The organism is Mesorhizobium sp. B2-4-14 (assembly GCF_006442155.1).
Lineage (GTDB): Bacteria > Pseudomonadota > Alphaproteobacteria > Rhizobiales > Rhizobiaceae > Mesorhizobium.
This window is the reverse complement of the sequence record NZ_VFVA01000014.1, coordinates 60,835-82,665: the sequence shown is the minus strand read 5'-3', so window position 1 is coordinate 82,665 and position 21,831 is coordinate 60,835. Positions and strand designations below refer to the sequence as shown.

At 63.1% G+C, this 21,831-nt stretch carries 21 protein-coding genes; 3 read left to right on the top strand and 18 right to left on the bottom strand.

The window, feature by feature from the left end; all coding sequences use genetic code 11:
- Positions 1-54 precede the first annotated feature (54 nt).
- The 4 genes from FJ938_RS14825 to glmM all read right to left on the bottom strand — a co-directional run bounded on the left by FJ938_RS14825 (position 55) and on the right by glmM (position 4,859).
- On the bottom strand, positions 55-1,230 hold the full coding sequence (locus FJ938_RS14825) for a phosphoserine transaminase (protein ID WP_140694909.1): 1,176 nt from the start codon (positions 1,228-1,230) through the stop codon (positions 55-57).
- A 201-nt stretch (positions 1,231-1,431) separates the two neighbouring features.
- The gene (locus FJ938_RS14820; protein WP_140608276.1) at positions 1,432-2,205 is read right to left on the bottom strand and encodes an outer membrane protein; all 774 of its coding nucleotides are present in this window, start codon (positions 2,203-2,205) and stop codon (positions 1,432-1,434) included.
- 195 nt (positions 2,206-2,400) lie between these two features.
- Complete coding sequence (locus FJ938_RS14815; RefSeq protein ID WP_140608278.1) at positions 2,401-3,234, bottom strand: outer membrane protein; 834 nt, start codon at positions 3,232-3,234, stop codon at positions 2,401-2,403.
- A gap of 272 nt (positions 3,235-3,506) precedes the next feature.
- Entirely contained in the window at positions 3,507-4,859 is a 1,353-nt protein-coding gene (glmM, locus tag FJ938_RS14810; protein ID WP_140608280.1) for a phosphoglucosamine mutase, read from the bottom strand.
- A 366-nt stretch (positions 4,860-5,225) separates the two neighbouring features.
- On the opposite strand from glmM, the gene FJ938_RS14805 reads away from it, so the two are divergent.
- Positions 5,226-6,074, top strand: coding sequence for a hypothetical protein (locus FJ938_RS14805; RefSeq protein ID WP_140694906.1), 849 nt, complete (start codon positions 5,226-5,228; stop codon positions 6,072-6,074).
- 482 nt (positions 6,075-6,556) lie between these two features.
- Here FJ938_RS14805 and ftsH read toward each other — a convergent pair whose 3' ends face one another.
- The 9 genes from ftsH to ybgC form a co-directional block, all read right to left on the bottom strand.
- Positions 6,557-8,485, bottom strand: a complete 1,929-nt coding sequence (gene ftsH, locus FJ938_RS14800) for an ATP-dependent zinc metalloprotease FtsH (protein ID WP_140608284.1) — start codon at positions 8,483-8,485, stop codon at positions 6,557-6,559.
- A 105-nt stretch (positions 8,486-8,590) separates the two neighbouring features.
- Positions 8,591-9,997, bottom strand: a complete 1,407-nt coding sequence (gene tilS, locus FJ938_RS14795) for a tRNA lysidine(34) synthetase TilS (protein WP_140694903.1) — start codon at positions 9,995-9,997, stop codon at positions 8,591-8,593.
- Complete coding sequence (gene ybgF, locus FJ938_RS14790) at positions 9,997-11,124, bottom strand: tol-pal system protein YbgF (RefSeq protein ID WP_140694900.1); 1,128 nt, start codon at positions 11,122-11,124, stop codon at positions 9,997-9,999. The genes tilS and ybgF overlap by 1 nt, the downstream gene beginning before the upstream one ends.
- A 177-nt stretch (positions 11,125-11,301) precedes the next feature.
- Positions 11,302-11,808: a peptidoglycan-associated lipoprotein Pal gene (gene pal, locus FJ938_RS14785; protein ID WP_140694897.1), complete on the bottom strand. Its 507-nt coding sequence runs from the start codon at positions 11,806-11,808 to the stop codon at positions 11,302-11,304.
- A gap of 244 nt (positions 11,809-12,052) precedes the next feature.
- A complete protein-coding gene (tolB, locus tag FJ938_RS14780) occupies positions 12,053-13,324 on the bottom strand; it encodes a Tol-Pal system beta propeller repeat protein TolB (protein ID WP_226890710.1) in 1,272 nt (423 codons plus the stop codon).
- Between the two features lie 79 nt (positions 13,325-13,403).
- A complete protein-coding gene (locus FJ938_RS14775; RefSeq protein WP_140694894.1) occupies positions 13,404-14,564 on the bottom strand; it encodes a TonB family protein in 1,161 nt (386 codons plus the stop codon).
- 7 nt (positions 14,565-14,571) lie between these two features.
- Positions 14,572-15,024 carry a protein TolR gene (tolR, locus tag FJ938_RS14770; protein WP_140608296.1) on the bottom strand — a complete coding sequence of 151 codons (453 nt, stop codon included), beginning with the start codon at positions 15,022-15,024 and terminating at the stop codon, positions 14,572-14,574.
- An 11-nt stretch (positions 15,025-15,035) separates the two neighbouring features.
- Entirely contained in the window at positions 15,036-15,746 is a 711-nt protein-coding gene (tolQ, locus tag FJ938_RS14765; protein WP_140608298.1) for a protein TolQ, read from the bottom strand.
- A gap of 271 nt (positions 15,747-16,017) precedes the next feature.
- Positions 16,018-16,497: a tol-pal system-associated acyl-CoA thioesterase gene (gene ybgC, locus FJ938_RS14760; RefSeq protein ID WP_140694891.1), complete on the bottom strand. Its 480-nt coding sequence runs from the start codon at positions 16,495-16,497 to the stop codon at positions 16,018-16,020.
- Between ybgC and FJ938_RS14755 the strand changes: the two genes are divergently transcribed.
- Both FJ938_RS14755 and FJ938_RS14750 read left to right on the top strand, forming a co-directional pair.
- On the top strand, positions 16,497-16,721 hold the full coding sequence (locus FJ938_RS14755; protein WP_181168777.1) for a hypothetical protein: 225 nt from the start codon (positions 16,497-16,499) through the stop codon (positions 16,719-16,721). The genes ybgC and FJ938_RS14755 overlap by 1 nt on opposite strands.
- A 167-nt stretch (positions 16,722-16,888) precedes the next feature.
- Complete coding sequence (locus tag FJ938_RS14750) at positions 16,889-17,401, top strand: dihydrofolate reductase family protein (protein WP_140694888.1); 513 nt, start codon at positions 16,889-16,891, stop codon at positions 17,399-17,401.
- Between the two features lie 218 nt (positions 17,402-17,619).
- Here the strand turns inward: FJ938_RS14750 and FJ938_RS14745 are convergent, their stop codons facing one another.
- From FJ938_RS14745 to FJ938_RS14725, 5 genes are all read right to left on the bottom strand, one after another.
- Positions 17,620-18,516: a metallophosphoesterase gene (locus tag FJ938_RS14745; protein ID WP_140694885.1), complete on the bottom strand. Its 897-nt coding sequence runs from the start codon at positions 18,514-18,516 to the stop codon at positions 17,620-17,622.
- 128 nt (positions 18,517-18,644) lie between these two features.
- Positions 18,645-19,682, bottom strand: coding sequence for a Holliday junction branch migration DNA helicase RuvB (gene ruvB, locus FJ938_RS14740; RefSeq protein ID WP_140608306.1), 1,038 nt, complete (start codon positions 19,680-19,682; stop codon positions 18,645-18,647).
- A 43-nt stretch (positions 19,683-19,725) separates the two neighbouring features.
- Complete coding sequence (gene ruvA, locus FJ938_RS14735; protein WP_140694882.1) at positions 19,726-20,346, bottom strand: Holliday junction branch migration protein RuvA; 621 nt, start codon at positions 20,344-20,346, stop codon at positions 19,726-19,728.
- A 13-nt stretch (positions 20,347-20,359) separates the two neighbouring features.
- The gene (gene ruvC, locus FJ938_RS14730; RefSeq protein WP_140694879.1) at positions 20,360-20,872 is read right to left on the bottom strand and encodes a crossover junction endodeoxyribonuclease RuvC; all 513 of its coding nucleotides are present in this window, start codon (positions 20,870-20,872) and stop codon (positions 20,360-20,362) included.
- Positions 20,873-20,967: 95 nt separating this feature from the next.
- Positions 20,968-21,501 (bottom strand): DUF1465 family protein, encoded by a 534-nt coding sequence (locus FJ938_RS14725; protein WP_140694876.1) that lies wholly within the window; start codon positions 21,499-21,501, stop codon positions 20,968-20,970.
- Between the last annotated feature and the right edge of the window lie 330 nt (positions 21,502-21,831).

Below are 21,831 nucleotides of genomic sequence, written 5' to 3'. Positions count from 1 at the left end.
TTGAAAATGGGATTGATCCGGGGAATGGGCGGCCCGCGGGCCGCCACCGAAATCTCAGGCAGCCGCTTTCAGCGATGCCTTCTGCGCGGCGAAGGCCCAGTCGAGCCAGGGCAATAGCGCTTCGAGGTCGGACGCCTCGACCGTCGCGCCACACCAGATGCGAAGGCCGGGAGGCGCGTCGCGGTAGGAGCCGATGTCGTAGGCGACGCCTTCCTTGTCGAGCACCGAGACGAGAGCCTTGGCGAACGCCGCCTGCCCGTCCGCGTCAAGCGCTGCGACTTGCCGGTCGGTGAAGGACAGGCATACGGACGTGTTCGACCGCGTCGCGGGCTCAACGGCGAGATGGCCGAGCCATGCGGATTTGTCGACGAAACCGTCGAGAACCGCGGCATTGGCATCCGCCCTGGCGACCAGCGCATCCAGACCGCCGATCGACTTCGCCCATTGAAGGGCATCGAGATAGTCCTCGACGCACAGCATCGACGGCGTGTTGATGGTCTCGCCCTTGAAGATGCCTTCGATCAGCTTGCCGCCCGAGGTCAGGCGGAAGATTTTCGGCAGCGGCCAGGCCGGCTTGTAGGTTTCCAGCCGCGCGACGGCGCGCGGACTGAGGATCAGCATGCCATGCGCGCCTTCGCCGCCCAGCACCTTCTGCCAGGAGAAGGTGGCGACATCGAGTTTTGCGAAATCGAGTCTCTGCGCGAATGCCGCCGAGGTGGCGTCGCAAATGGTCAGGCCCTTACGGTCCGCCGGGATGAAATCGCCGTTCGGCACGCGCACGCCCGATGTGGTGCCATTCCAGGTGAAGACCACGTCGCGGTCGAAATCGATCTTGGACAGGTCCGGCAATTCGCCGTAGCCAGCTTCGATTTTGCGCACATCCGCGAGTTTCAGCTGCTTGACCACGTCGGTGACCCAGCCGGAGCCAAAACTCTCCCAGGCGACCATGTCGACGCCGCGCTCGCCGAGCAGCGACCACAGCGCCATCTCGACCGCGCCGGTGTCCGACGCCGGCACGATGCCGATGCGGTAGCCGGCAGGAACCTGGAGGATTTCCCGTGTCAGCTCGATCGCCTGTTCGAGCTTGGTCTTGCCGATCCTGGCACGGTGGGAACGCCCGAGCGCAGCGTTTTTAAGTGCCTCGACCGACCAGCCGGGGCGTTTTGCGCAAGGACCTGAGGAAAAATTGGGATTTGCCGGACGGAGTCCGGGCTTCGCGGGAGTCGTCATCGTGGTCTATCCTTCCAGATAGTGGCCCCTCGTTGGGGAGGGGTGGCCCACGGACGGCGATATGCGTTCAGGCTTCAGGCGTCAAGGGAAAAGTTTTTGTCGCTGCCAGGATACTGGCACTCTGCGATCAGGATGTCGTGACTTCAAACGCAAACGGCGGACCGCACGGATCCGCCGTCAAAGTCCTGATGCGTCCGGAGCCTACCAGAGGTCGTAGCGCAGCCCGAGCTTGACCTGGTGATTGCTGATCCCCTTGTGAACGGGAAAGGAGGTCAGGCTTGCTGCCGTCACATATTCGGCGCTGGGGGCGGAGAAGTACTGATAGCCCAGGTCGACGGAAACGTTCTTGGTCACCTGATAGGCAAGGCCCGCATTCAACGTATAGGCGAACGAATATTGGGTCTTGTCGTCGCTCTGGACGAAATCGTCGGTGGGGTCGCTATTGTTGGTGAAATAGCTCGCCGAGAGCTTGCGCGTGCTGCGCACGATGCCGACGCCGGCGCCGAGGTAGGGAGTTATCCCGACATAGGTGCCAAGATCGACATAGCCGTTGAGCATGCCCGTGAAGGCGTAATTCGTCAGGGACGCCGAAGCGACGGTCGAAGTTGCCGGCGGCGTTACGATCGCCGTATCGTCATAGCCGATGCCGATCTTGTTGCCGGGCAGATAGCCGAAATTGAGATCGGCGCGCAGATAATCGGTGAAGTGATAGCCGAAGCCGATGCTGGCAAAGACCGGATCTTCCTTGTCGTCGAAGCTGGCAGGCGTAAAGGCGAAATCCTCGTTCTTGAAGCTCTTCTGCGCCAGATACGAAACATCGCCGCGCAGATACCAGCCCGAGCCGACTTCGACCGGCACGTAATCAGGCGCCTGGTCGACATAGATCGGCGGATCGTAGTCGGCGGCGAGTGCCGGTGTCAGTGGCAAAAGGCCGAGTCCGGCAACCGCCAGCACAATACGCGATGTGAGTGTCATGGTCCCGACTCCCGGATTTGGCGCCTGCAATCACGGCGGCCGCCATCGTTTCAGGAAGCATTGTTAACCATAGTGGTTAAGTCACGGTTAAGGCTAACAGAGCGTTAGCGAATTGATTTCGAACGGAAACTTAGCGCACGAACGAAAACCGCCCGGCTGAGCCGGGCGGTTCGTAACCATCAGAGCTGGAAAGTCCTATTTGGTGTAGACCGGCTCGGGTTCGGGCTGGTAGGCCACAACAGGTGCGGCGCACCCGTTGTTGCCGCCGAACTGATAGCGCAGGCCACCGCGCACTTCATGGGTGTTGATGCCACGGTCGAAGCCAGGGCCCGAGCTGGTCACGTCCCACTCGAACATGCGGCCGCCCTGGATATGCGAGAAGCGATAGCCCGCATCGAGGATGATTTTATCGGTCAGGCAGTAGGAAGCGCCGGCCATCAGCGCATAGGCGAAGCGCCAGTTCGATGCTCCGGGATTATGCTCGGTGGTGTTCGGGTCGTAGACATCATCCCACTTGACGCGCGCGCCGCCGATGCCGGCGCCGACATAGGGCGTGATGCCGTGCCAGGTGCCGATATCGACATAGGCGTTGGCGAGCAGCAGCAAGGCGCTCATCTTCGATACTTCGGTTGAAGTCCCGTTGATATCCGAGGTACCGCCGTTGAAGTTCGACTTGAACCAGTAGTCGGCGGTCAGGTCCGTGCGGAAATGATCGTTGATCTTGTAGCCGACGCCGCCGCCGAGCGAGAAACCGCCCTTAAGCCTGCCATAGTCGAAACTCTTGCTGCCCGGCGTGACCGAACAGTTACAGGGGTCGACGGTGTAAGTCATATAGTCGATGCCGCGGACATCGGATTTGTGATAGCCGATATCGCCACGGATGTACCAGCCGCCGACATCGACCGGCTGCTCGTAGACCGGTGGCGGGGCCTCTTCGACCACCGGTTCTGGAAGGTCGGCCGCGAACACCGGCCAGGCCAGGCCCGCGAACAGCGCGGCAAACAAGGCCTTTCTTGCTGTATTGAACATGCTTGTCACCCCTCGGAACCCCGGAGCGCGATCGCGCCCGAATAAGATTGGCTTTCAGGCGTGGATAATGAATTGCAAAGGTTAAAAGCCGTTTAACCCTGTCGATTAACCACGAATCTCTGAAATCCGAGGGAATTCGACGAGGATTTCGAAGCCGGAGGCTGGTTCTCCGGCCAACGAAAAGCCCGCCGGGAGGGCGGGCTTCGATGCAAGCGGAGCGCGTGACGCACTCCGGGCGCACCGGACGCGACGTCCTTCGGGCGCGATTGGGATCAGGCGGCGCTGCGTGTTTCCGAGATCACCTCGACGATGTCGTTGACGACCGCCTCGACCAGTTGTGGATCGTCACCCTCGGCCATGACACGGATCAGCGGCTCGGTGCCGGACGGGCGGATGACCAGCCGCCCGGCCTTGCCGAGACGGTGGCGTGCATCCTCGATGACGGCCTTGACCGGGGCTTCCTCGAGCGGCTTGCCGCCGGCGATGCGGACATTCTTCAGGATCTGCGGCACCGGCTCGAACTTCTTCGACAGTTCGCTGACTGGGCGGCCCTGCCGCTTGATGCAGGCCAGCACCTGCAATGCCGACACCAGCCCGTCACCGGTGGTCGAGAAATCCGACAGCACGATGTGGCCCGACTGTTCGCCGCCGACATTGAGCCCATGCGCGCGCATATGCTCCACCACATAGCGGTCGCCGACCTTGGTGCGGTGCAATTGCAGCTTCATGTCGCCCAGGAAGCGTTCGAGGCCGAGATTGGACATGACGGTCGAGACAACGCCGCCGCCGGCAAGCCGCCCGCTCTGATGCCAGGACTCCGCGATCAGCGCCATGATCTGGTCGCCATCGACGATGGCGCCGTTTTCATCGACGATGACGACGCGGTCGGCATCGCCGTCGAGCGCAATGCCGATGTCGGCGCGCACTTCATGCACTTTCTTCTGCAGTCCGGCCGAATGGGTCGAACCGCATTCCTTGTTGATGTTGAAGCCGTTGGGCTCGACATTGATGGCCACGACCTCGGCGCCGAGTTCCCACAGCGCCTCGGGCGCCACCTTGTAAGCCGCCCCATTGGCGCAATCGACGACGATCCTGAGGCCCGAAAGCGACATCGAGCGCGGCAAGGTGCGCTTGGCGAATTCGATATAACGGTCATGCACGCCATCGACACGCTTGGCGCGGCCAAGCCCGTCCGAATCGGCGAGTGCCAGTTCGATATCCTTGTCGAGCATGCTCTCGATACGTTCTTCGATCTCGTCTGAGAGCTTGTAGCCATCGGGGCCGAACAGCTTGATGCCATTGTCGTAGTAGGGATTGTGTGAAGCCGAGATCATGACGCCGATGTCGGCGCGCAGCGACCGCACCAGCATGGCGACTGCCGGCGTCGGAATCGGGCCGAGCAGGAACACATCCATGCCGGCGGCGCAAAGCCCGGCCACCATCGCATTCTCGATCATGTAGCCGGAAAGCCTGGTGTCCTTACCCAGAACCACACGATGGCGGTGGCTGCCGCGCTGGAATGAAAGGCCGGCGGCCATGCCGACCCGCATGGCCACTTCCGCGGTCATCGGAAACTTGTTGGCGCGCCCGCGAATGCCGTCCGTTCCGAAGTAATTTCCTGCCATGCCAGTCGGTATCCCCGATTGTTCTTATCCGGCACGTCATGCCACAATTGGCCGATGCGCCATGATCACATTGTGTGATTATATGTTACGATCCTTAGAAAATCATTGTTGTGCACCGTACACAACATGGCCGCAACGCAGCATGGCGGCTCTCCGACACCGCAATATACCAGTTTTGCGAGCCATTCGGCGCAAATGCACGCGGAAAACCTTGTTTCGGGCCGGTAAGGGACAATGATTTCATCACCTTATCGGGAAAACCAGCTTCCGCCGATATATACCTCACTTGGCATCTGGCGCAACCGACCGTTGAGCGCTATTGATTTGCTGGGACGTATTAATGGGCTGCAGCAACGGAGAAACGCTATGCTCATCCACCGACTTGCCACTCTGACCGGCCTTGCCGTCGTGACGTTGTTTCTGGCCGCGCCAGCCAACGCACTGACGATGGCCGAGTGCAGCACGAAGTACAACGCCGCCAAGGATGCGGGGACACTTGCCGGGCAGACCTGGAACCAGTTCCGCAAGGCACAGTGCGGCACCGACGCCGCGGCCACCAAGACCGATGCCAAGGCCACCGACACCAAGGCAGCAGACACGAAGACCACCAAACCCGCCGCCGCGACCGCCGACAGCATGGCCAAGGGCCTGACCGCCAAGGAATGCAGCGCCAAGTACCAGGCTGCAAAGTCCGCCGGCACGCTGAACGGCATGAAGTGGAACGACTTCCGCAAGACCGAATGCGCCGCCGGAGCATCGGCTGCCGTCGACACCAAGGCGGCCACCACCAAGCCGGCCGCCACCAAGGCTGCCGCGGCTCCCGCCGCCAGCGGTGGCAAGAGCCTGACCATGGCCGAATGCAGCACCAAGTACCAGGCTGCAAAGACGGCGAATACGCTGAAGGGCATGAAGTGGAACGACTTCCGCAAGAGCGAATGCGGTGCCGGCGCATCCGATGACGAGACCGTGCCAGCTCCCAGCGAGGCAAATTACACCAAGGAACCGGCAACGCCGACTGTCGCCGCGCCGAAGGGCGTGACTTTCCCGACCGCCATCTCGCCGAAATTCGCCACCGAGACCCCGGCCAAGGGTCGCATGCACACCTGCCTTGAACAGTACTACGCCAACAAGGATGCCAAGACGCTTGGCGGCTTGAAGTGGATCCAGAAGGGTGGCGGCTTCTACAGCCTCTGCAATGCCAAGCTGAAGAGCTGATCTCGTTTCGCAACGGTTGACGAAGGCCCGCGGACCGCAAGGTTCGCGGGCTTTTTGTTGGGCTCGAGGTCAATGGGCGCTGCAAGGAAGCGCCGTCGGCGACACTGCCAATCTCACTCCTTTTGGAGGAGATGTCCGGCAGGACAGAGGGGCGCGGGGGATCGCGGCTTCAATCCCGCTTGGGTTCACCTTCGCGCAGGCGGGACCGGTGGTTCGGCGAAACCGCGATTGAGGAAGGAAAAATATGCGTGGTGGAGTCCAAAGCCCGTGGGCGCAAGGCTTTCCTTGACATACCGACGGGACAGCGCCCCTTCTGCCCTGCCGGGGCATCTCCCCTACCAAGGGGCATTGCACGTCACATCGACTTTCACAAATCGCCAACGCCGCGATGCGATTCCCGGACAGCTCTACATCTTCTCCCGCCCCAAAAGCAAAACGCCGCGGTTTGATCCGCGGCGTTTGTCGTGGGTGTTTGCTCTTCCTCAGCTTGACGGCTGCGGCTCCATGCCGCCTTCGGGCTCGGGGCCTTTCTTGCGGCGGCCGCCGGATTTCGGCACCGCCGAGCCACGGCTGGGCGGCGTGTCGTCGCCGAGGTCGCGCGCGGGCTTCTGGCCGGCGATCAGCTGCTTGATCTCGTCGCCCGACAGCGTCTCGTATTCGAGCAAGCCCTGCGCCAGCGCGATCCATTCCTTCTTCTTCTTGGTCAGCACCGACTTGGCCGTCGAATAGGCGTCGTCGATCAGGCGGCGCACTTCGGCGTCGATGATCTGCGCCGTCTCTTCCGAGATGTTCTGCGTGCGCGCCACCGAATGGCCGAGGAACACTTCCTCCTGGTTGTCGCCATAGGCGACATGGCCGAGCTTGTCGGAAAAGCCCCAGCGGGTGACCATGGCGCGCGCCAGCTTGGTCGCCTGCTCGATGTCGGAGGAGGCACCGGACGTGATGTTCTCCTTGCCGAACTTGAACTCCTCGGCGACGCGGCCGCCCATCATGATGGCGAGGCGCGAGATCATGTATTTGTAGCTCATGGAGTAGCGGTCGCCTTCCGGCAACTGCATCACCATGCCCAGCGCGCGGCCGCGCGGAATGATGGTCGCCTTGTGCAGCGGGTCCGCCGACGGCACGTTGAGCGCCAGGATGGCGTGACCCGCCTCGTGATAGGCGGTCAGCTCCTTCTCGGCCTGCGTCATGGCCGACGAGCGGCGCTCCGCGCCCATCATGATCTTGTCCTTGGCGTCCTCGAACTCGGCCATGGTGACGAGGCGCTTGTTGCGCCGCGCCGCCATCAGCGCGGATTCGTTGACGAGATTCATCAGGTCGGCGCCGGAGAAGCCTGGCGTTCCGCGGGCGACGACCTTGAGGTCGACATTGGGCGCCAGCGGCACGTTGCGCACATGCACCTTGAGGATCTTCTCGCGGCCGACGATGTCGGGGTTCGGCACCACCACCTGGCGGTCGAAACGGCCCGGACGCAGCAGCGCCGGATCGAGCACGTCGGGACGGTTGGTGGCGGCGATCAGGATGATGCTCTCGTTGGATTCGAAGCCGTCCATCTCGACCAGCAGCTGGTTCAGCGTCTGCTCGCGCTCGTCATTGCCGCCGCCGAGACCGGCGCCGCGATGGCGTCCGACCGCGTCGATTTCGTCGATGAAGATGATGCAGGGCGCATTCTTCTTGGCCTGGTCGAACATGTCGCGCACGCGGCTCGCGCCGACGCCGACGAACATCTCGACAAAATCCGAACCCGAAATGGTGAAGAACGGCACGTTGGCTTCGCCGGCGACAGAGCGGGCGAGCAGCGTCTTGCCGGTGCCGGGAGGGCCGACCAGCAGCACGCCGCGCGGAATCTTGCCGCCGAGCCGCTGGAACTTCTGCGGATCGCGCAGGAACTCGACGATCTCTTCCAGGTCTTCCTTGGCCTCGTCGACGCCGGCGACGTCCTGGAAGGTGACGCGGCCATGCGCCTCGGTCAGAAGCTTGGCCTTCGACTTGCCAAAACCCATAGCGCGGCCGGATCCGGACTGCATCTGGCGCATGAAGAATATCCAGACGCCGAGGATGAGGATCATCGGCAGCCACGAGATCAGATAGCCGAACAGCGAATTGGAGCCGTCGGTCTCAGGACGCGCATTGATGGTGACGTTCTTGTCCTGCAGCCGCGAGACCAGCGAGGGATCGCCGGGCGAGTAGGTCTGGAAGCCACTGGAATTGTCGGTGTAAGTGCCGTTGATGCGGGCACCCGCAATGGTCACCGTCTTGACCCGGCCCGCCGCGACATCCTGCAGGAATTGCGAATAAGGCACATCGCTCGAAGCCCCGCGCGTCTGCGGCGTCTGGAACAGATTGAACAGGGCGATGAGCAGGACCGCTATGATCGCCCAGAGCGCGAGGTTGCGATAGTTCGGATTCATCAATTGTCCCGTTGGCGTCCGCGGGCGGACACGCATCATGAGAGGAAACTTGGGCCTAACATAGGGAGAGCACTTCCCCTTGCCAAGCATAACAGCACGTGTGGGTTAAGCTTTCGCCCATGATCGGCCTGCACTATGGCCGGCCAATGGCGGCGCTGGAACCGGTGGCGTGCCGATCAGCAAGGCCGCGGCCCGCGCCGGCGCCAGATCGAAAGACGGCAGGAAGCGCGCAAAGGGAGCAATGACCGGCCGCGCCTCAAACCCCGGCGATACCGGCCAGTCCGGCGCCGAACCAGGATTCTCAACGGCTTGCCGCGCTGCGGGCTCGGCCGCCAACGCCGCGCGTATCAGGCTTTGCGGTGTCTCGCCCTCGCCGGTCGCCAGCCGTTTCGCCGCTGCTGCCCCAAGCGGCGCGATCAACAATGCGCCGTTGCCGTCGTGCAACGTGATCTGGCGACGGCCATCCCAGATGGCGGCGTCAAGGACGGTGGCTGCCGGCGGCAAGCCGCGCATCTCGCGGTGCAGGAAGATGCCAGCACGACGGAAATCGACGACGGTCCGCGACAATGTGGCGCAAAGAAATCCAGCCCTAAGCCGGCCGAACAACGCCTCGCTGCGGGCCTTGTCCGGCAGGAAGGCAATCCCGCCTGACGCCGCCAGGAGAATGCGCAAGGCATAGACGGCCGCACGGTCGTCGCCGGCGCACAGCAGAGCCGGATCGAGCCTGATGAGCCCCGTTGCTGGCTGGCTGGCAAAGCGAAGGATGACCTCGGCGGCGGCCAGACCAAGCTGCGTGCGGTCCAAGGCCGCCCGCGCCGCCAGTGCCAGGGCGCTATCCATGCGTTGCGCGCCGGCACCCCCGTCAAGTGCCGCGCGCAGACGCGGCCGTTCGTAGGTCTCGTCGGCATTGGTCGGATCGTCGGCCCAGCCGACATTCTGGCGCCTGAGGAAGTCGCGAAGCGCCGCGCGCCGCGTGCCCAGAAGCGGCCGCACGATCCATTCGCGCCAGTCGTGAAGGGTGGCCGGCGCCATGCCGGCAAGGCCACGGCCCTCCTCGCGGCCCGCTCCCTCTTCACGGGCCAGCCCCTCTTCGCGGGCTTCCCGCATCAGCACTGTCTCGGCCTGGTCGTCGGCGGTATGGCCGGTCACCATCAGGTCGATGCCTTCCCTTCGCGCCGCTTCCGCCAGCAGCCGGTAACGCGCTTCCCGCGCCGCGGCGGGCAGGCCGGTCGATGGCTTGCGCCCGGACCAGACCAGGGTTCGGTGGGCGATGCCGCGTTCCGCGCAAAGCTTCGCCACGGCTTGCGCCTCGGCAGCCGAACCCTGCCGCAGGCCATGGTCGACCGTCACCGCAAGCAGCCTGGCGGACGGCGTGGTTCGGTCGAGATACTGTTTGAGGAGGAGAAGCAGGGCGGTCGAGTCGCTGCCGCCGGACACGGCCGCAACGGCGCCGCTGGTAAAATCGATATGCGAAAGAAGTCTTGTCGAAAGATCAGGCTCCGGATCGAGCATCAGCAGGCAGCCAGGGCCTTCTCCTGCTTGACGCGGTCCTTGAGCGCATTCGAGATATCGGGGTAGCGCTTGCCGACTTCGCTGAAGGTGGCGCAGGCAACATCGTGCTGCTTGAGGCCAACCAGCGACACGCCGAGCTTCAACAGCATGTCGGGAGCCTTTTTGGCCTTGGGATAATCCTTGCTGGCGGCGAGGAAGACCTCGGCGGCGTCACGGTATTTCTGCTGGCCGAGCAGGGATTCACCCAGCCAGTAATGCGCGTCCGCCGTCTTGGCGTCCTTGGGGAAACGAGAGATATGGTCGCGGAACCCCTGCTCGGCGGTGCTGTAATCGCCCGACAGGATAAACTGGTAGGAATTGCGGTAGAGCTCTTCCGGATCTTTTGTCGAAGGCAGTGCGGCAACCACCGTGCCGTTGGGCTTGCCGGACCTGGCCGGAGCGTTGGGGACCGGAGCGCTGGTGGCCGGAGCGGCATCCTGCGCAGGCGCGGTCGCCTGGGTGCTGCCGCCGGCATCGACCACATTGCCGTTCTTGTCGACCGTGATGGTGCCGAAATTCTTTTCCGGCGCGCCCTTTCCAGGGATCACCTTGCCCGGGTCGCCATCGGAGGATTCGACGATGACGTCTTCGACGCTTTGGCCGCCGGACGACTGGCTGGCGGCCCGGTTGCCGGTATCGACCGGCGCCTGCGTGGCCGGTGCCTCGGCCATGCTGTTATCGCCATTGGCGGGTGCCGCCTGCGACTTCTTCTGTCCGGCCGGCTGCCCGCCTTGCGCGCCGCCTTCGAGCTGCTGGAAGCGGAATTCGTTGTCTTCCTGCTGCTTGCGGATCTGCTCCTGCATCTGCAGGATCTGGAAATTGAGCTCTTCGATCTTGCCGTTCATCTGGCGCAATTGGTCCTCGAGGCCGGTCGCGCCCGCGCTGTTCGACTGTTGCGCGAGCTGAACCTGGTCCTGCTGCTTCTTCTCGCCGAAGAGGCTGGGCAGTTCGATGCTGGGCAGATGGAAGGAAAAGCCGCTGTCGGTCGATTGCGCCTTGCCATCAGCCCCCAGGCCGCTAGCCAGGGCGGTGACGCCTGATAGGAGTAGCGCCGCAAGCGTGCCGCTCAGAACCGATCTCAAATGCATGTGCCTCTCGCGTGTGTCGTTAGTCTGTTCGCGCCTTCCAATCGGGGTGGGACCAGCCAAGCGCCCTCGGCTCATAGCAGGGCGCGAGACTTCGGCCAAATTTTGTTTCCGCGGCCCCGATATGAAAAAGGCGGCCTCCCGGCCGCCTTTCCCAAACCTGTGTTGTATTTTTGCCGATCAGGAACCGGCACCGCTGAGCGTGGTGACCGCGCGGCGGTTCTGCGACCAGCAGGAGATGTCGTCGCACACCGCGACCGGACGTTCCTTGCCGTAGGAAATGGTCTTCAGGCGGCTGGCGGAAACGCCCTTGGAAACCAGGAAGTCGCGGGCGGCGGCGGCACGGCGGGCACCGAGCGCCAGATTGTATTCGCGCGTGCCGCGTTCGTCGGCGTGACCTTCGACGACGATGGCATACTGCTTGTACTGGTTCAGCCACTGCGCCTGGCGGGCAAGCGTCGTCTGCGCGTCGGCGCGGATCGAGGACGAGTCCGTATCGAAGAAGATGCGGTCGCCGATGTTGACGGTGAAGTCCTGCGCCGAGCCGGGCGTTGCGGCGCCGGCGCCGTTGAGGCCGAGGTCAGCCGCGCTGTTGGGCGTCTTCTTCGAGGCGCAACCGGCGATGGCGAGCATCGCCACAAGCGCGATCATGACGGGATTTCTGGTCAGTGCTGCGATACGGCCCATGCCGCCTCTCCTTCGCATTCGAGTGATTTCGTTGATGACCCAGTAACCACGTTTGGGTTAACCGGCATTCAAGAAACACGGTTAAAATTTGGTTTAGGCCGCCGTCCGCGACCGTTACGCCCAACGCTGAACCAGGGGCGACATTGCGCGCGGACCCTAGGCGGAAATGCGGCCAAAACGCGACCAAGGCGTGAAAAGGGGCCTTGAAGCCCCTTTTCGACGATGCAGTGTTTCTCTGTGCAACTCATTCCAGCAGCGGCGACCAGGCCGGATCGGACGCAAAGTTCGAGGTCGGGATCGGCTGCTCGTTGCGGCCGGTGAGATCGACCGAAACCAGCTTCGGGCCGCCATTGGAGTCGCGGAAGAACATCAGCACGCGGCCGTTCGGCGCCCAGGTCGGCCCTTCCTGCTGGAAGCCGGAGGACAGGATGCGTTCGCCCGAACCGTCGGTCTTCATGACGCCGATCTGGAATTCGCCGCCGGTCTGCTTGGTGAAGGCGATGAGGTCGCCGCGCGGCGACCACACCGGCGTCGAGTAGACGCCGTCGCCGAAGGAGATGCGAGTCTGGCCCGACCCGTCGGCGCCCATCACATAGATCTGTGCGCGGCCGCCACGGTCGGAGGTGAACACCACCTTGCTGCCATCGGGCGAATAGGACGGCGAGGTGTCGATGGCCGTCGAATTGGTCAGCCTTGTCGTCGAGCGGCTGCGCAGATCCATGGCGAAGATGTTGGAATTGCCGTCGTCGCGCAGCAGGCTCATGATCACCTTCTGGCCGTCGGGCGAGAAGCGCGGCGCGAAGGTCATGCCGGGGAAGTTGCCGACCAGTTCGCGCTGCCCGGTCTCGATCTGCAGGAGATAGACCCGCGGCTGGCCGCTTTCATAGGACATGTAGGTGATTTCCTGCCGGTTCGGCGAGAAGCGCGGCGTCAGCACGATCGACCTGCCGTCCGAGAGGTAGCGCACGTTGGCGCCGTCCTGATCCATGATGGCAAGCCGTTTCTTGCGTGCGTTCTTGGCGCCGGACTCGTCGATGAACACGACACGCGTGTCGAAATAGCCCTTCTCGCCGGTCAGCCGCTCATAGATGGCGTCGGCGATGATGTGGGCGACGCGCCGCTGATTGGCATCATTGGCGAAGAACTGCTCGCCGGCCATCTGCTGGCCGGCGAAGGTGTCCCACAGCCGATACTGGGCGCGGATGCGGCCATCGGCCTCCTTGCTGACGCTGCCGGTGACCAGCGCCTGCGCGTTGATCACCTTCCAGTCGTCGAAGCGGGGGGCCGCGTCCGGGTTGGAAATCTTCTCGATGAAGGCGCTCTTGTCGATCGGTGCGAACAGGCCCGAGCGCTTCAGGTCAGCGGTGACGATCTGGGAAATCTGGGCGCCAAGCGCATCGCCGCCCTGGAAATCCGTGACGGCGATCGGCAGCGGCTCGACATTGCCCTTGTTGACATTGAGCTCGACGAGCGCCCATGCCGGCATGGGAACGACAGCCGTCATGCCCAGCGCCATCGCTGCAATCGTCAGGAGCGGCTTGAGGAAAGATCTCATATCTTCTCGCTTCTCTTCTTTGACTGTGTGGACGCCGGGCCTAGAGGCCGAGCATTTCCCTTGGGTCGAAGGTGACCCTGATGTCTGACCAGATGTCTTGTTTGCCGGCGGGCACCTGCAGGCCGGCCATGTCGCATTTCTGAACCGCGCGCACCGCGCTTTCGTCGAACTGCCGGTTGCCGCTCGATTTCTCGACGGCAGGACGGCCATTGAGCTTGCCGGAGGTGTCCAGATTGAAACGGACGATCACGACGAAATTCTCCGAACCTTCCAGCCCGGCCGGCAAGGTCCAGCAGCCACCCAACTGACTTTCCAAAGCGCCCTGCTCCGACTTCGACAGCTTTTGACCCTGATCCTTGTCGCCGCCGAGCGAAGCCTGCTGGGTCGAGCGCTTGGCGCCGCCGCCGGAGGGCTTCTGCTTGTCCAGCAGGGCCGAGATTTCATTGGCGTTGAACTGCTTGTCGTCGGATTTCGGCTTGGATGACGCTTCCTTGACCGGCTTTTCGGCATCCTTGCGTTCTGGCGCCTTGGCGCTTTCGGCCTGGGCCGGCTGCGGTTGCGGCTTTGGTCGCGCCTGCGGCGCGGGCGCGGAGTCCGGAAGCTGGGCGTCGTCGGGCTGGTCCTTGGCGATCGCCTGGGCGACGGCATCAGGCTTGACCGCGGGCGTCGGCTCGATGGCCGCGGTCTTGTCCGGCGGCGGCGTCGGGGTCGGCTCCTTGGCAGGCGTCGGCTTGGGCTCCGTCTGCTTGACGGGCTCGGGCTTCACCTCTTCCTTGGGCTGCGGCGCCGGCGCCACTTCCGTCGCCGGTATCGGCTTGGGCTTCTCCTGCGGCTTCGGCACATCCTCCGGCTTCGGCTTTTCGGTCGGAGTCGGGGCGGGCGGCGGAGCCGAGGTCATGTCGACGGGCTTCGGCTTGGCTTCGGGCGTTATCGGCTTGTCGGTATCGACGCTGTTTTCGCCGACCTTCTGCGCGTTCGGCACGATGTCCGGACGCTGCGTCGGCAGCGGCGCCGGCTTTTCATGCATCACGGCCTTCTTGTCGCCCTGCAAGGTCTGCGCGATGGCCTCCATCGGCACGATATCGACCGCGACCGACTCGACGTCCGCCGACGGAAGCGCGGCTGGTGCCGACAGCGTGAACAGGCCGAAGGCCAGCACCGCGGCATGCAAGATCACCGATGTGGTGAGGCCGGTCCTCATCGCGCGTCTATTGGTCCTGTTCCTGCAATGAAACCAGGCCCATGTTCTTGTAGCCGGCCGCATTGATGCGGGCCATGACCTTCATGGCGGTGCCATAGTCCGTCGACTTGTCGCCGCGGATGAAGATGCGCTCATCATAGCCGGTCTTGGAGATCGCCTGCAGCTTGGCCACCAGATCGTCCATCGGGATTTCGGTATTCTGAAGGTAGATCTTGCCCGCGGCATCGATCGAGACGGTGATCGGCTGCGTGTCGGCATTCATCGCCTTGGCCTGCGTGTCCGGCAGGTCGACCGGCACGCCGACCGTCAGCATCGGCGCCGCGACCATGAAGATGATCAGCAGCACCAGCATGACGTCGACCATCGGCGTGACGTTGATCTCCGACATCAGCCCATGGTGACGGCCGCGCCGCCGGTGGCCGCGCCCGCCGCGCCCTGCCATGCCTACGGACATACCCATCTTTGTGCTCCTCAGGCCTTCGGCGCGACTTTTTCATCGATTTGGCGCGAGAGTATGGCGGAGAACTCGTCGGAGAACCCTTCCATGCGCACCGCGAGCTTGCTCGCATCCGATGACAGCTTGTTGTAGGCGATGACGGCCGGAATGGCGGCGAGCAGGCCGATGGCCGTCGCCAGCAGCGCCTCGGCGATGCCGGGCGCGACCACCGCAAGGCTGGTGTTCTTGGAACCGGCGATCGCCTGGAACGAGGTCATGATGCCGATGACCGTGCCGAACAGGCCGATGAACGGGGCGGCCGAGCCAGTGGTAGCGAGGAAGCCAAGGCGCCCCTCGAGCTTCTCCATCTCGCGGGTCAGCGCCAGATCCATCGCCTTGTCGATGCGGGTCTGCAGGCCGAGCGGCGACTTGGCGCCTTTCTCGAAGCTCTTTTTCCATTCGCGCATCGCCGCGACGAAAATGGCGCCCATGCCTGATGTCTTGCGGTCGGCGAGCGTGCGGTAGAGCTCTTCCAGCGATTGCCCCGACCAGAAGATCTGCTCGAAACGGTTCAGCGCCAGCCGCATGCGGCCATAGGCAACCAGCTTGTCGACGATGATCGCCCAGGTCCAGACCGAGGCGCAGAGCAGCCCGATCATGACCAGCTTGACCACCCAGCTGGCCTGCATGAACAGCGCCCAAATCGACAATTGCGCGCCCGGTTCGGCGAGTGCGATATTTTCCATCGTAACGTCCTTAAGATTTTCCGGGCGAAGCTGCCGGCTGGCCCCTGGCATCCCTTGTGGTCGGTTCGCACGAAGCTACCGGACACCCCAAACCGTGCCTTTCCCGGCCTTTTCGGGGCAAATATTGGTGAAAGGAAGGCGCTGGATAGCGTCAATCTTCACCACTCTCTTCATGAACCGTTATGGTTAAGGATGGGTTAGTATATAAGGCGCGGCGCATTGCCGCGCCCCAGGGGCAAGGCACTGGCAGTTGTCCGGCCTATCCGCCTGTTCAGCTGTCGGAAACCGCCTTGGGCATGAAGGCCGCGACCCATTCCCTGGGAAAGCGCCTCGGGCGGCCGTTCTCGCCGATGATCGCCGCCTCGACCTTGGCCTCGACCAGCACCTCGTCGCCGCGTTTGAGTTGCTGCGCCATGAAGATGCGCGCGGCGAAAATGGCCTCCGTGCGGGTGTCGATGGTCAGAATGTCGTCGATGCGGGCAGGGATGCGGAAATCGATCTCCATGCGGCGCACCACCCACACGATCTTCTCGCCATGCTTGCCGTCGGCAAGTTCCGTGTGATGCACGCCGGTGAGCCTGAGATAATCGGAGCGGCCACGCTCGAGGAATTCGAGATAGCGTGCGTGGTAGACGACACCGGAGAAATCGGTGTCGGCGTAATAGACCCGCGCCAGCAGCCGGTGGCCGAATGCCGTCAGCGCACCGGAAAGGCCGGCCAGCAGCGCCGCCGATTCACCATGATCGCCCATTGCGCTTCCTTTTTCAGTCGCGGCAAGGCACCTGCTCCGCGCGCGACATGGCATCGGATGGCACTGTTGAGGGCGATGATCAAGACTTTGATACCGCACTGCTCGTGGATACCGCACTGCTCGTGCTGCTGGCCTTGGCCTCGCCGAGCCACGCGGCGACCCTCTCGATGAAGCGCGGCCTCAATCTCGACCTGTGGGTTCCCTGGCCCGGCGAGGGCCAGTGAGGCGACGCCAGTTCGATTCCGTGCTTGGCATCAGCAACCTCTAATTATATCTTCAATCCAGGCAACACATTCGTTCAAGGCTGACGTCGTGACGTGATGGCACGAGGCTTTCGGATCGACCTGTCGCGATAGTTCGGAGCCGTCGTGTTCAAGAAGAGGTGCCCGTCATGACTGTAACGCTGTGGATGGCCGTCTCGCTTAACGGGATGGCCGCGCGCGAGGATCAATCAGAAGACTTCCTGTCGAAGACTGATTGGGAGATGTTTCTCGAGCTCGCTGGCGCCTGTGATGGCATCATTTGGGGCCGCGTAACACACCAGCTTTTCGAACAATCCGTACGCCGTCAGTTTGCGGAACTGCCATTGGTGGTCGTGACGCGGGATAGCATGTTCGCCGCCCAGCCGGGTTCGATCCGCGCATCGTCGCCGCAGGAAGCGGTTGCATTTCTCATGCGGTCTGGGTCGAACAGAATTTTGCTCGCTGGTGGTTCGCAGCTTAACGCCGCATTCGCTCAGGAGGGGCTAATCGACGAAGTGATCCTGGCGATCGAACCTGTTGTCATTGCGAAAGGGATTCCGATGGTAGCGCCGAACGCATCCGATCTTCGTTTGAGTCTCTTGGGAGTAGACGACAGGCGTGGTCCAACGCTGCGCCTGCACTACCGTGTCTTAAAAAGCTGATTCGATATCGTCCGTTTTATCTTGCCAAGCACGAATGGCCTTATGACTGGGGAAGTCTCATCGATAGGAGTTGAGGGAGCGATCTGCGTCTGACAAGCGCCAGTCTAAAACGCGTCGGCGCGAATGGATTCATGCGACGCGCGTTAGATTCTTTGTTTTTATGCATGTCGTTTTCCCAAAACCGGAGGTCACTTTTGGGCGACATGCATTAAGGAACGTCAACCGAGATCGATCTGCAGGATTTCCGGCCGCACGCCGAACCGGACCGGTAATATGCTGAAGCCGAGTCCGCCCGAGACGATCAGGTTGCGGTCGTTCTCGACGACATGGCCGTAGGCATAGCGGTTGCCGAAATCTGACGGCACGACAGGCGAATAGCCGAACAGCCGCACCTGCCCGCCATGGGTATGACCCGACAGGGTCAGCGAAACCCGCCAGGGAACGGTCGGAAAAATATCCGGCTCGTGGGCGAGAAGGATGATCGGAGAACTATCCGCGACCTTGGCCAGCGTGCCGTCGAGATCGTCGAGCCCCTTGAACCCGTCGCCCTTCTTGGCGGGCAGCAGCGCCAGTTGATCGGCGAGACCCGCGATCCAGACGCCAAGTCCGTCCTTCTCCAGGCGCACGACATCGTTCTCGAGCACCGGGATGCCGACCTTCTCCAAGGCCTTGCGCGCGATCGTCGGGCCGGCCCCGGCGCGCTGCGCGAAGCCATCGCTCCACCAGTCGTGATTGCCAAGGATCGACAGCACGCCGAGCGGCGCCTTGAGACCCGACAGCGCTGACGCCCATTGCGAGGGCGTCACCGGTCCCGTCACCAGCGGCATGCCGGCGATGTAGTCGCCAAGCAGCACGATCAGATCCGGCTGCAATGCATTCGCATCGCCGACGAGCGAGGCAATTCGTTCCTGCGTCATCCAGGGTCGGCAGGCATGGATGTCAGCGAGCGCGACGATCCGCAGCTTCAGCCCCGCCGGCCAGTGCGGCGGCGTCAGCGCGTAGCGCTTCACATGTGTCAGCAGCATCGGCTCGATGCCGACCGCATAGACGCCGAGCGCGGCCGCGGTCAGGAACGACCCGCCGATTAAGCGCAGAAACCCGCGTCTGGTTATCATTCTAAGGCCCCGGCACCTGGATTGAAGCGAGATAATCCAAGATTGCGCCGGCAAATCGACGAGGACGCGTAGATTTTGCGCAGGAACGTTCACGGATGCTTGATCCCGGCCTGAAAACCCGCCGGAGCCTATTCTTCCTGGAACAGGTTGATCTGCTGCTGTGTCAGGTCCTTCGGCGCCTCGAGGCCGAGATGGCGCCAGGCATTGGCCGTCAGCATGCGCCCGCGCGGCGTGCGCTGGATGAAACCCTGCTGGATAAGATAAGGCTCGATGATGTCCTCGATGGCGTCGCGCGGCTCGGAAAGACCCGCCGCGATCGTCTCGATGCCGACAGGACCGCCGCCGAAATTACGTGCGATCATGGAGAGATACCGGCGGTCCAGCGCGTCGAGGCCGAGCGCGTCGACCTCGAGCCGTGTCAGCGCCTCGTCGGCGATCAGGCGGTCGACATGGCCATCGCCGGCCACCGAAGCGAAATCGCGCACGCGGCGCAACAACCGTCCGGCAATGCGCGGCGTGCCGCGCGCGCGCCGCGCGATTTCAAGCGCGCCGTCGTCGCCAAGCGGCATCTGCAGGATGCGGGCGCCGCGCCGCACGATCTGCTCCAGCTCCTCGACCGTATAGAAATTGAGCCGCACCGGAATGCCGAAACGGTCGCGCAGCGGATTGGTGAGCAGGCCAAGGCGCGTGGTGGCGGCGACCAGGGTGAAGCGCGCAAGGTCGATCTTGACCGAACGCGCTGCCGGTCCCTCGCCAATGATCAGGTCGAGCTGGAAATCCTCCATCGCCGGATAGAGAATTTCCTCCACCGCCGGGTTCAGCCGATGGATTTCGTCAATGAACAGCACATCGCCTTCTTCGAGATTGGTCAGCAGCGCGGCGAGATCGCCGGCCTTGGCGATGACCGGTCCGGACGTGGAGCGGAAATTGACGCCGAGTTCGCGCGCCATGATCTGCGCCAGCGTCGTCTTGCCGAGACCCGGCGGCCCGACGAACAATACATGGTCGAGCGCCTCCTTGCGGCCCTTGGCGGCCTCGATGAACACTTTGAGGTTGGCCCGCACCGCAGCCTGCCCGACAAAGTCGTCGAGCGTCTGCGGGCGCAGCGTCTGGTCGGCATCCTCGCCGCGTTTTTCCGGAGCAATGAGACGGGGGGAAAGGCTCATCCGGCCTTCCTTGCACAGGGTAGCGCTCCGGACAAGCGACCGCTCACCGCGCCAGTTCCTTCAGCCCGAAGCGGATCAGCTTGGAGGCATCCGCGCCCTCGCCCGCCGTCTTCAGCGCAGCCGACACCGCATTGGCGGCGATGTCGCGGGAATAACCGAGATTGACCAGCGCGGAGACCGCGTCGGTGATCGGCGCTGGCGCCACGCCTTCGCCGAGTTCCTGCTTCAGGCCGATCGTGCCCGAGGCGGCACCTGCAAAAGCGGGCGCCTTGGCCTTCAATTCGGTGACGATGCGTTCCGCCACCTTCTTGCCGACGCCGGGCGCGCGGCTGACCATGGCGATGTCGCGCAACGCGATCGCATTGGCGAGGTCGGCAGGCGCCAGCGTCGACAGGATGGCAAGCGCCACCTTGGCGCCAACGCCCTGCACATTGTTCATCAGGAGCCGGAACCACTCGCGCTCCAGCGCCGACTGGAAACCGTAAAGCCGGATCATGTCTTCGCGCACATAGGTCTCGATGAACAGCACCACCGCTTCGCCGGGCGGAGGCAGCGTGGCCAGCGTGCGCGCCGAACAATAGGCGACATAGCCGACGCCATGCACGTCGACGAGGCAGTGGTCCTCGTCGATCTCGTCCAGCGTCCCCTTGAGCTTGCCGATCATTGGCTATGGCCTCTCATGATGCCAATGCCGCCAACCGGTAGGCGGCACTCTGCCGGTGATGCGCATGGCAGATGGCGATGGCCAGTGCATCCGCCGCGTGTTCGGTATCGAAGATAGCCTTCGGCAGCAGCACTTTCACCATCATGTGGATCTGCTTCTTGTCGCCATGGCCGACGCCGATGACAGCCTTCTTTACCGCGTTGGGCGCATATTCGGCGACGACAAGGCCGGCCCGTGCCGGCACCAGCATGGCGATGCCGCGCGCCTGGCCGAGCTTAAGCGTCGCCACGGCGTCCTTGTTGACGAAGGTCTGTTCGACCGCCGCCTCGTGCGGCATGGCCTGGTGGAGGATCTCGGCAAGCCCGTCATGCAGTTGGCAGAGCCGCGTCGCAAGCGCCGCCTTGTCTTCGGAGCGCACGGTGCCGGACGCGACGAAGCGCAACGAATTGCCGAGGCTCTCGACGATGCCCCAGCCGGTGCGCCTGAGCCCCGGATCGATGCCAATGATGCGAATCGCGTCCCCCATCCGACCAATCTACCCCTTGGGCGGACAGCGATGCCAGCGAAATGTGAACAAACCGGAAACAACGACCAAAGTGAGAGACTGTTTCCCGGGATGGATCAGTTGCGGGCGAAGGCGGTATTGAGCAGGCTGATCTGGTCCGAAACCGGATTGGGCCGGCGAGCCATTGGCTGCATGTCGATCACGGCGCCCGCGCCGTAGATTTCATCATCCATGCGGCGCACCAGCGCCTGCAGGCGCAACGACCGGTTGACGAGGTCGAGGAAATCCTTGGGCAATTCGGCCCAGCCGGCTGCTTCGTCGTGAGCGGAAGCCGTGTCGAGGCGCACCTTGGACTTTTCCGAAGCGACCTGGTCGCGGGTCATCTCGCCGGAATTGGCCGCGCGCTGCAAAAGCAGCCACGAGGCAACCTGCATCAGCCTGGTGGTCAGCCGCATCGATTCGGCCGCGTAGAGCGTGGCTGCCAGCCGAGACAGTTTCTTGGCCTCGACGCGGCCCTTGCCGTCGAGATATTCCGCCGCCTGTTCGACCAGCCCCATGCCTTCCTGGTAGAGCGGTTTGAAGGAGTGCGAAAAAACCCGGCGCTCCGCCAGCTTCACGGTTTTCGCGCTGCCCTTCGAAGGCTCGTTCATTGATACGCCCCTGCACTTGCGACCGGCCGATACGGCTCACTGCCGATACACCCGGGACCCTATATGACTGAAGCTTGAAAATGCGCTTCACCGGGGGTGAAGGCAAGCACATGTTTAACAGAAGGTTAACAGTGATCGGCCGCGCTGGGTGCCGCCGGACGGCGGACAAAAAAAGAGCCGCGGATAAGGCGGCTCTCAGGAGTTTAACAGGGAGGCGTCAAACAAAGTGGCTCCAACCACTCGGTAAGAATCCAGATCACTGGATGCTCATAGTAAACGCCTGTAAAGCTTAATGAACCTTTAACGGCACTGATGTTTTTTGAGCGAATG

What these genes read in the sequence shown, in the direction of transcription:
- FJ938_RS14825 (WP_140694909.1), bottom strand. Translation starts at nt 1,230, where the DNA reads ATGACGACTCCCGCGAAGCCCGGACTCCGTCCGGCAAATCCCAATTTT.
- FJ938_RS14820 (WP_140608276.1), bottom strand. Translation starts at nt 2,205, where the DNA reads ATGACACTCACATCGCGTATTGTGCTGGCGGTTGCCGGACTCGGCCTT.
- FJ938_RS14815 (WP_140608278.1), bottom strand. Translation starts at nt 3,234, where the DNA reads ATGTTCAATACAGCAAGAAAGGCCTTGTTTGCCGCGCTGTTCGCGGGC.
- glmM (WP_140608280.1), bottom strand. Translation starts at nt 4,859, where the DNA reads ATGGCAGGAAATTACTTCGGAACGGACGGCATTCGCGGGCGCGCCAAC.
- FJ938_RS14805 (WP_140694906.1), top strand. Translation starts at nt 5,226, where the DNA reads ATGCTCATCCACCGACTTGCCACTCTGACCGGCCTTGCCGTCGTGACG.
- ftsH (WP_140608284.1), bottom strand. Translation starts at nt 8,485, where the DNA reads ATGAATCCGAACTATCGCAACCTCGCGCTCTGGGCGATCATAGCGGTC.
- tilS (WP_140694903.1), bottom strand. Translation starts at nt 9,997, where the DNA reads ATGCTCGATCCGGAGCCTGATCTTTCGACAAGACTTCTTTCGCATATC.
- ybgF (WP_140694900.1), bottom strand. Translation starts at nt 11,124, where the DNA reads ATGCATTTGAGATCGGTTCTGAGCGGCACGCTTGCGGCGCTACTCCTA.
- pal (WP_140694897.1), bottom strand. Translation starts at nt 11,808, where the DNA reads ATGGGCCGTATCGCAGCACTGACCAGAAATCCCGTCATGATCGCGCTT.
- tolB (WP_226890710.1), bottom strand. Translation starts at nt 13,324, where the DNA reads ATGGCGCTGGGCATGACGGCTGTCGTTCCCATGCCGGCATGGGCGCTC.
- FJ938_RS14775 (WP_140694894.1), bottom strand. Translation starts at nt 14,564, where the DNA reads ATGAGGACCGGCCTCACCACATCGGTGATCTTGCATGCCGCGGTGCTG.
- tolR (WP_140608296.1), bottom strand. Translation starts at nt 15,024, where the DNA reads ATGGGTATGTCCGTAGGCATGGCAGGGCGCGGCGGGCGCGGCCACCGG.
- tolQ (WP_140608298.1), bottom strand. Translation starts at nt 15,746, where the DNA reads ATGGAAAATATCGCACTCGCCGAACCGGGCGCGCAATTGTCGATTTGG.
- ybgC (WP_140694891.1), bottom strand. Translation starts at nt 16,497, where the DNA reads ATGGGCGATCATGGTGAATCGGCGGCGCTGCTGGCCGGCCTTTCCGGT.
- FJ938_RS14750 (WP_140694888.1), top strand. Translation starts at nt 16,889, where the DNA reads ATGACTGTAACGCTGTGGATGGCCGTCTCGCTTAACGGGATGGCCGCG.
- FJ938_RS14745 (WP_140694885.1), bottom strand. Translation starts at nt 18,516, where the DNA reads ATGATAACCAGACGCGGGTTTCTGCGCTTAATCGGCGGGTCGTTCCTG.
- ruvB (WP_140608306.1), bottom strand. Translation starts at nt 19,682, where the DNA reads ATGAGCCTTTCCCCCCGTCTCATTGCTCCGGAAAAACGCGGCGAGGAT.
- ruvA (WP_140694882.1), bottom strand. Translation starts at nt 20,346, where the DNA reads ATGATCGGCAAGCTCAAGGGGACGCTGGACGAGATCGACGAGGACCAC.
- ruvC (WP_140694879.1), bottom strand. Translation starts at nt 20,872, where the DNA reads ATGGGGGACGCGATTCGCATCATTGGCATCGATCCGGGGCTCAGGCGC.
- FJ938_RS14725 (WP_140694876.1), bottom strand. Translation starts at nt 21,501, where the DNA reads ATGAACGAGCCTTCGAAGGGCAGCGCGAAAACCGTGAAGCTGGCGGAG.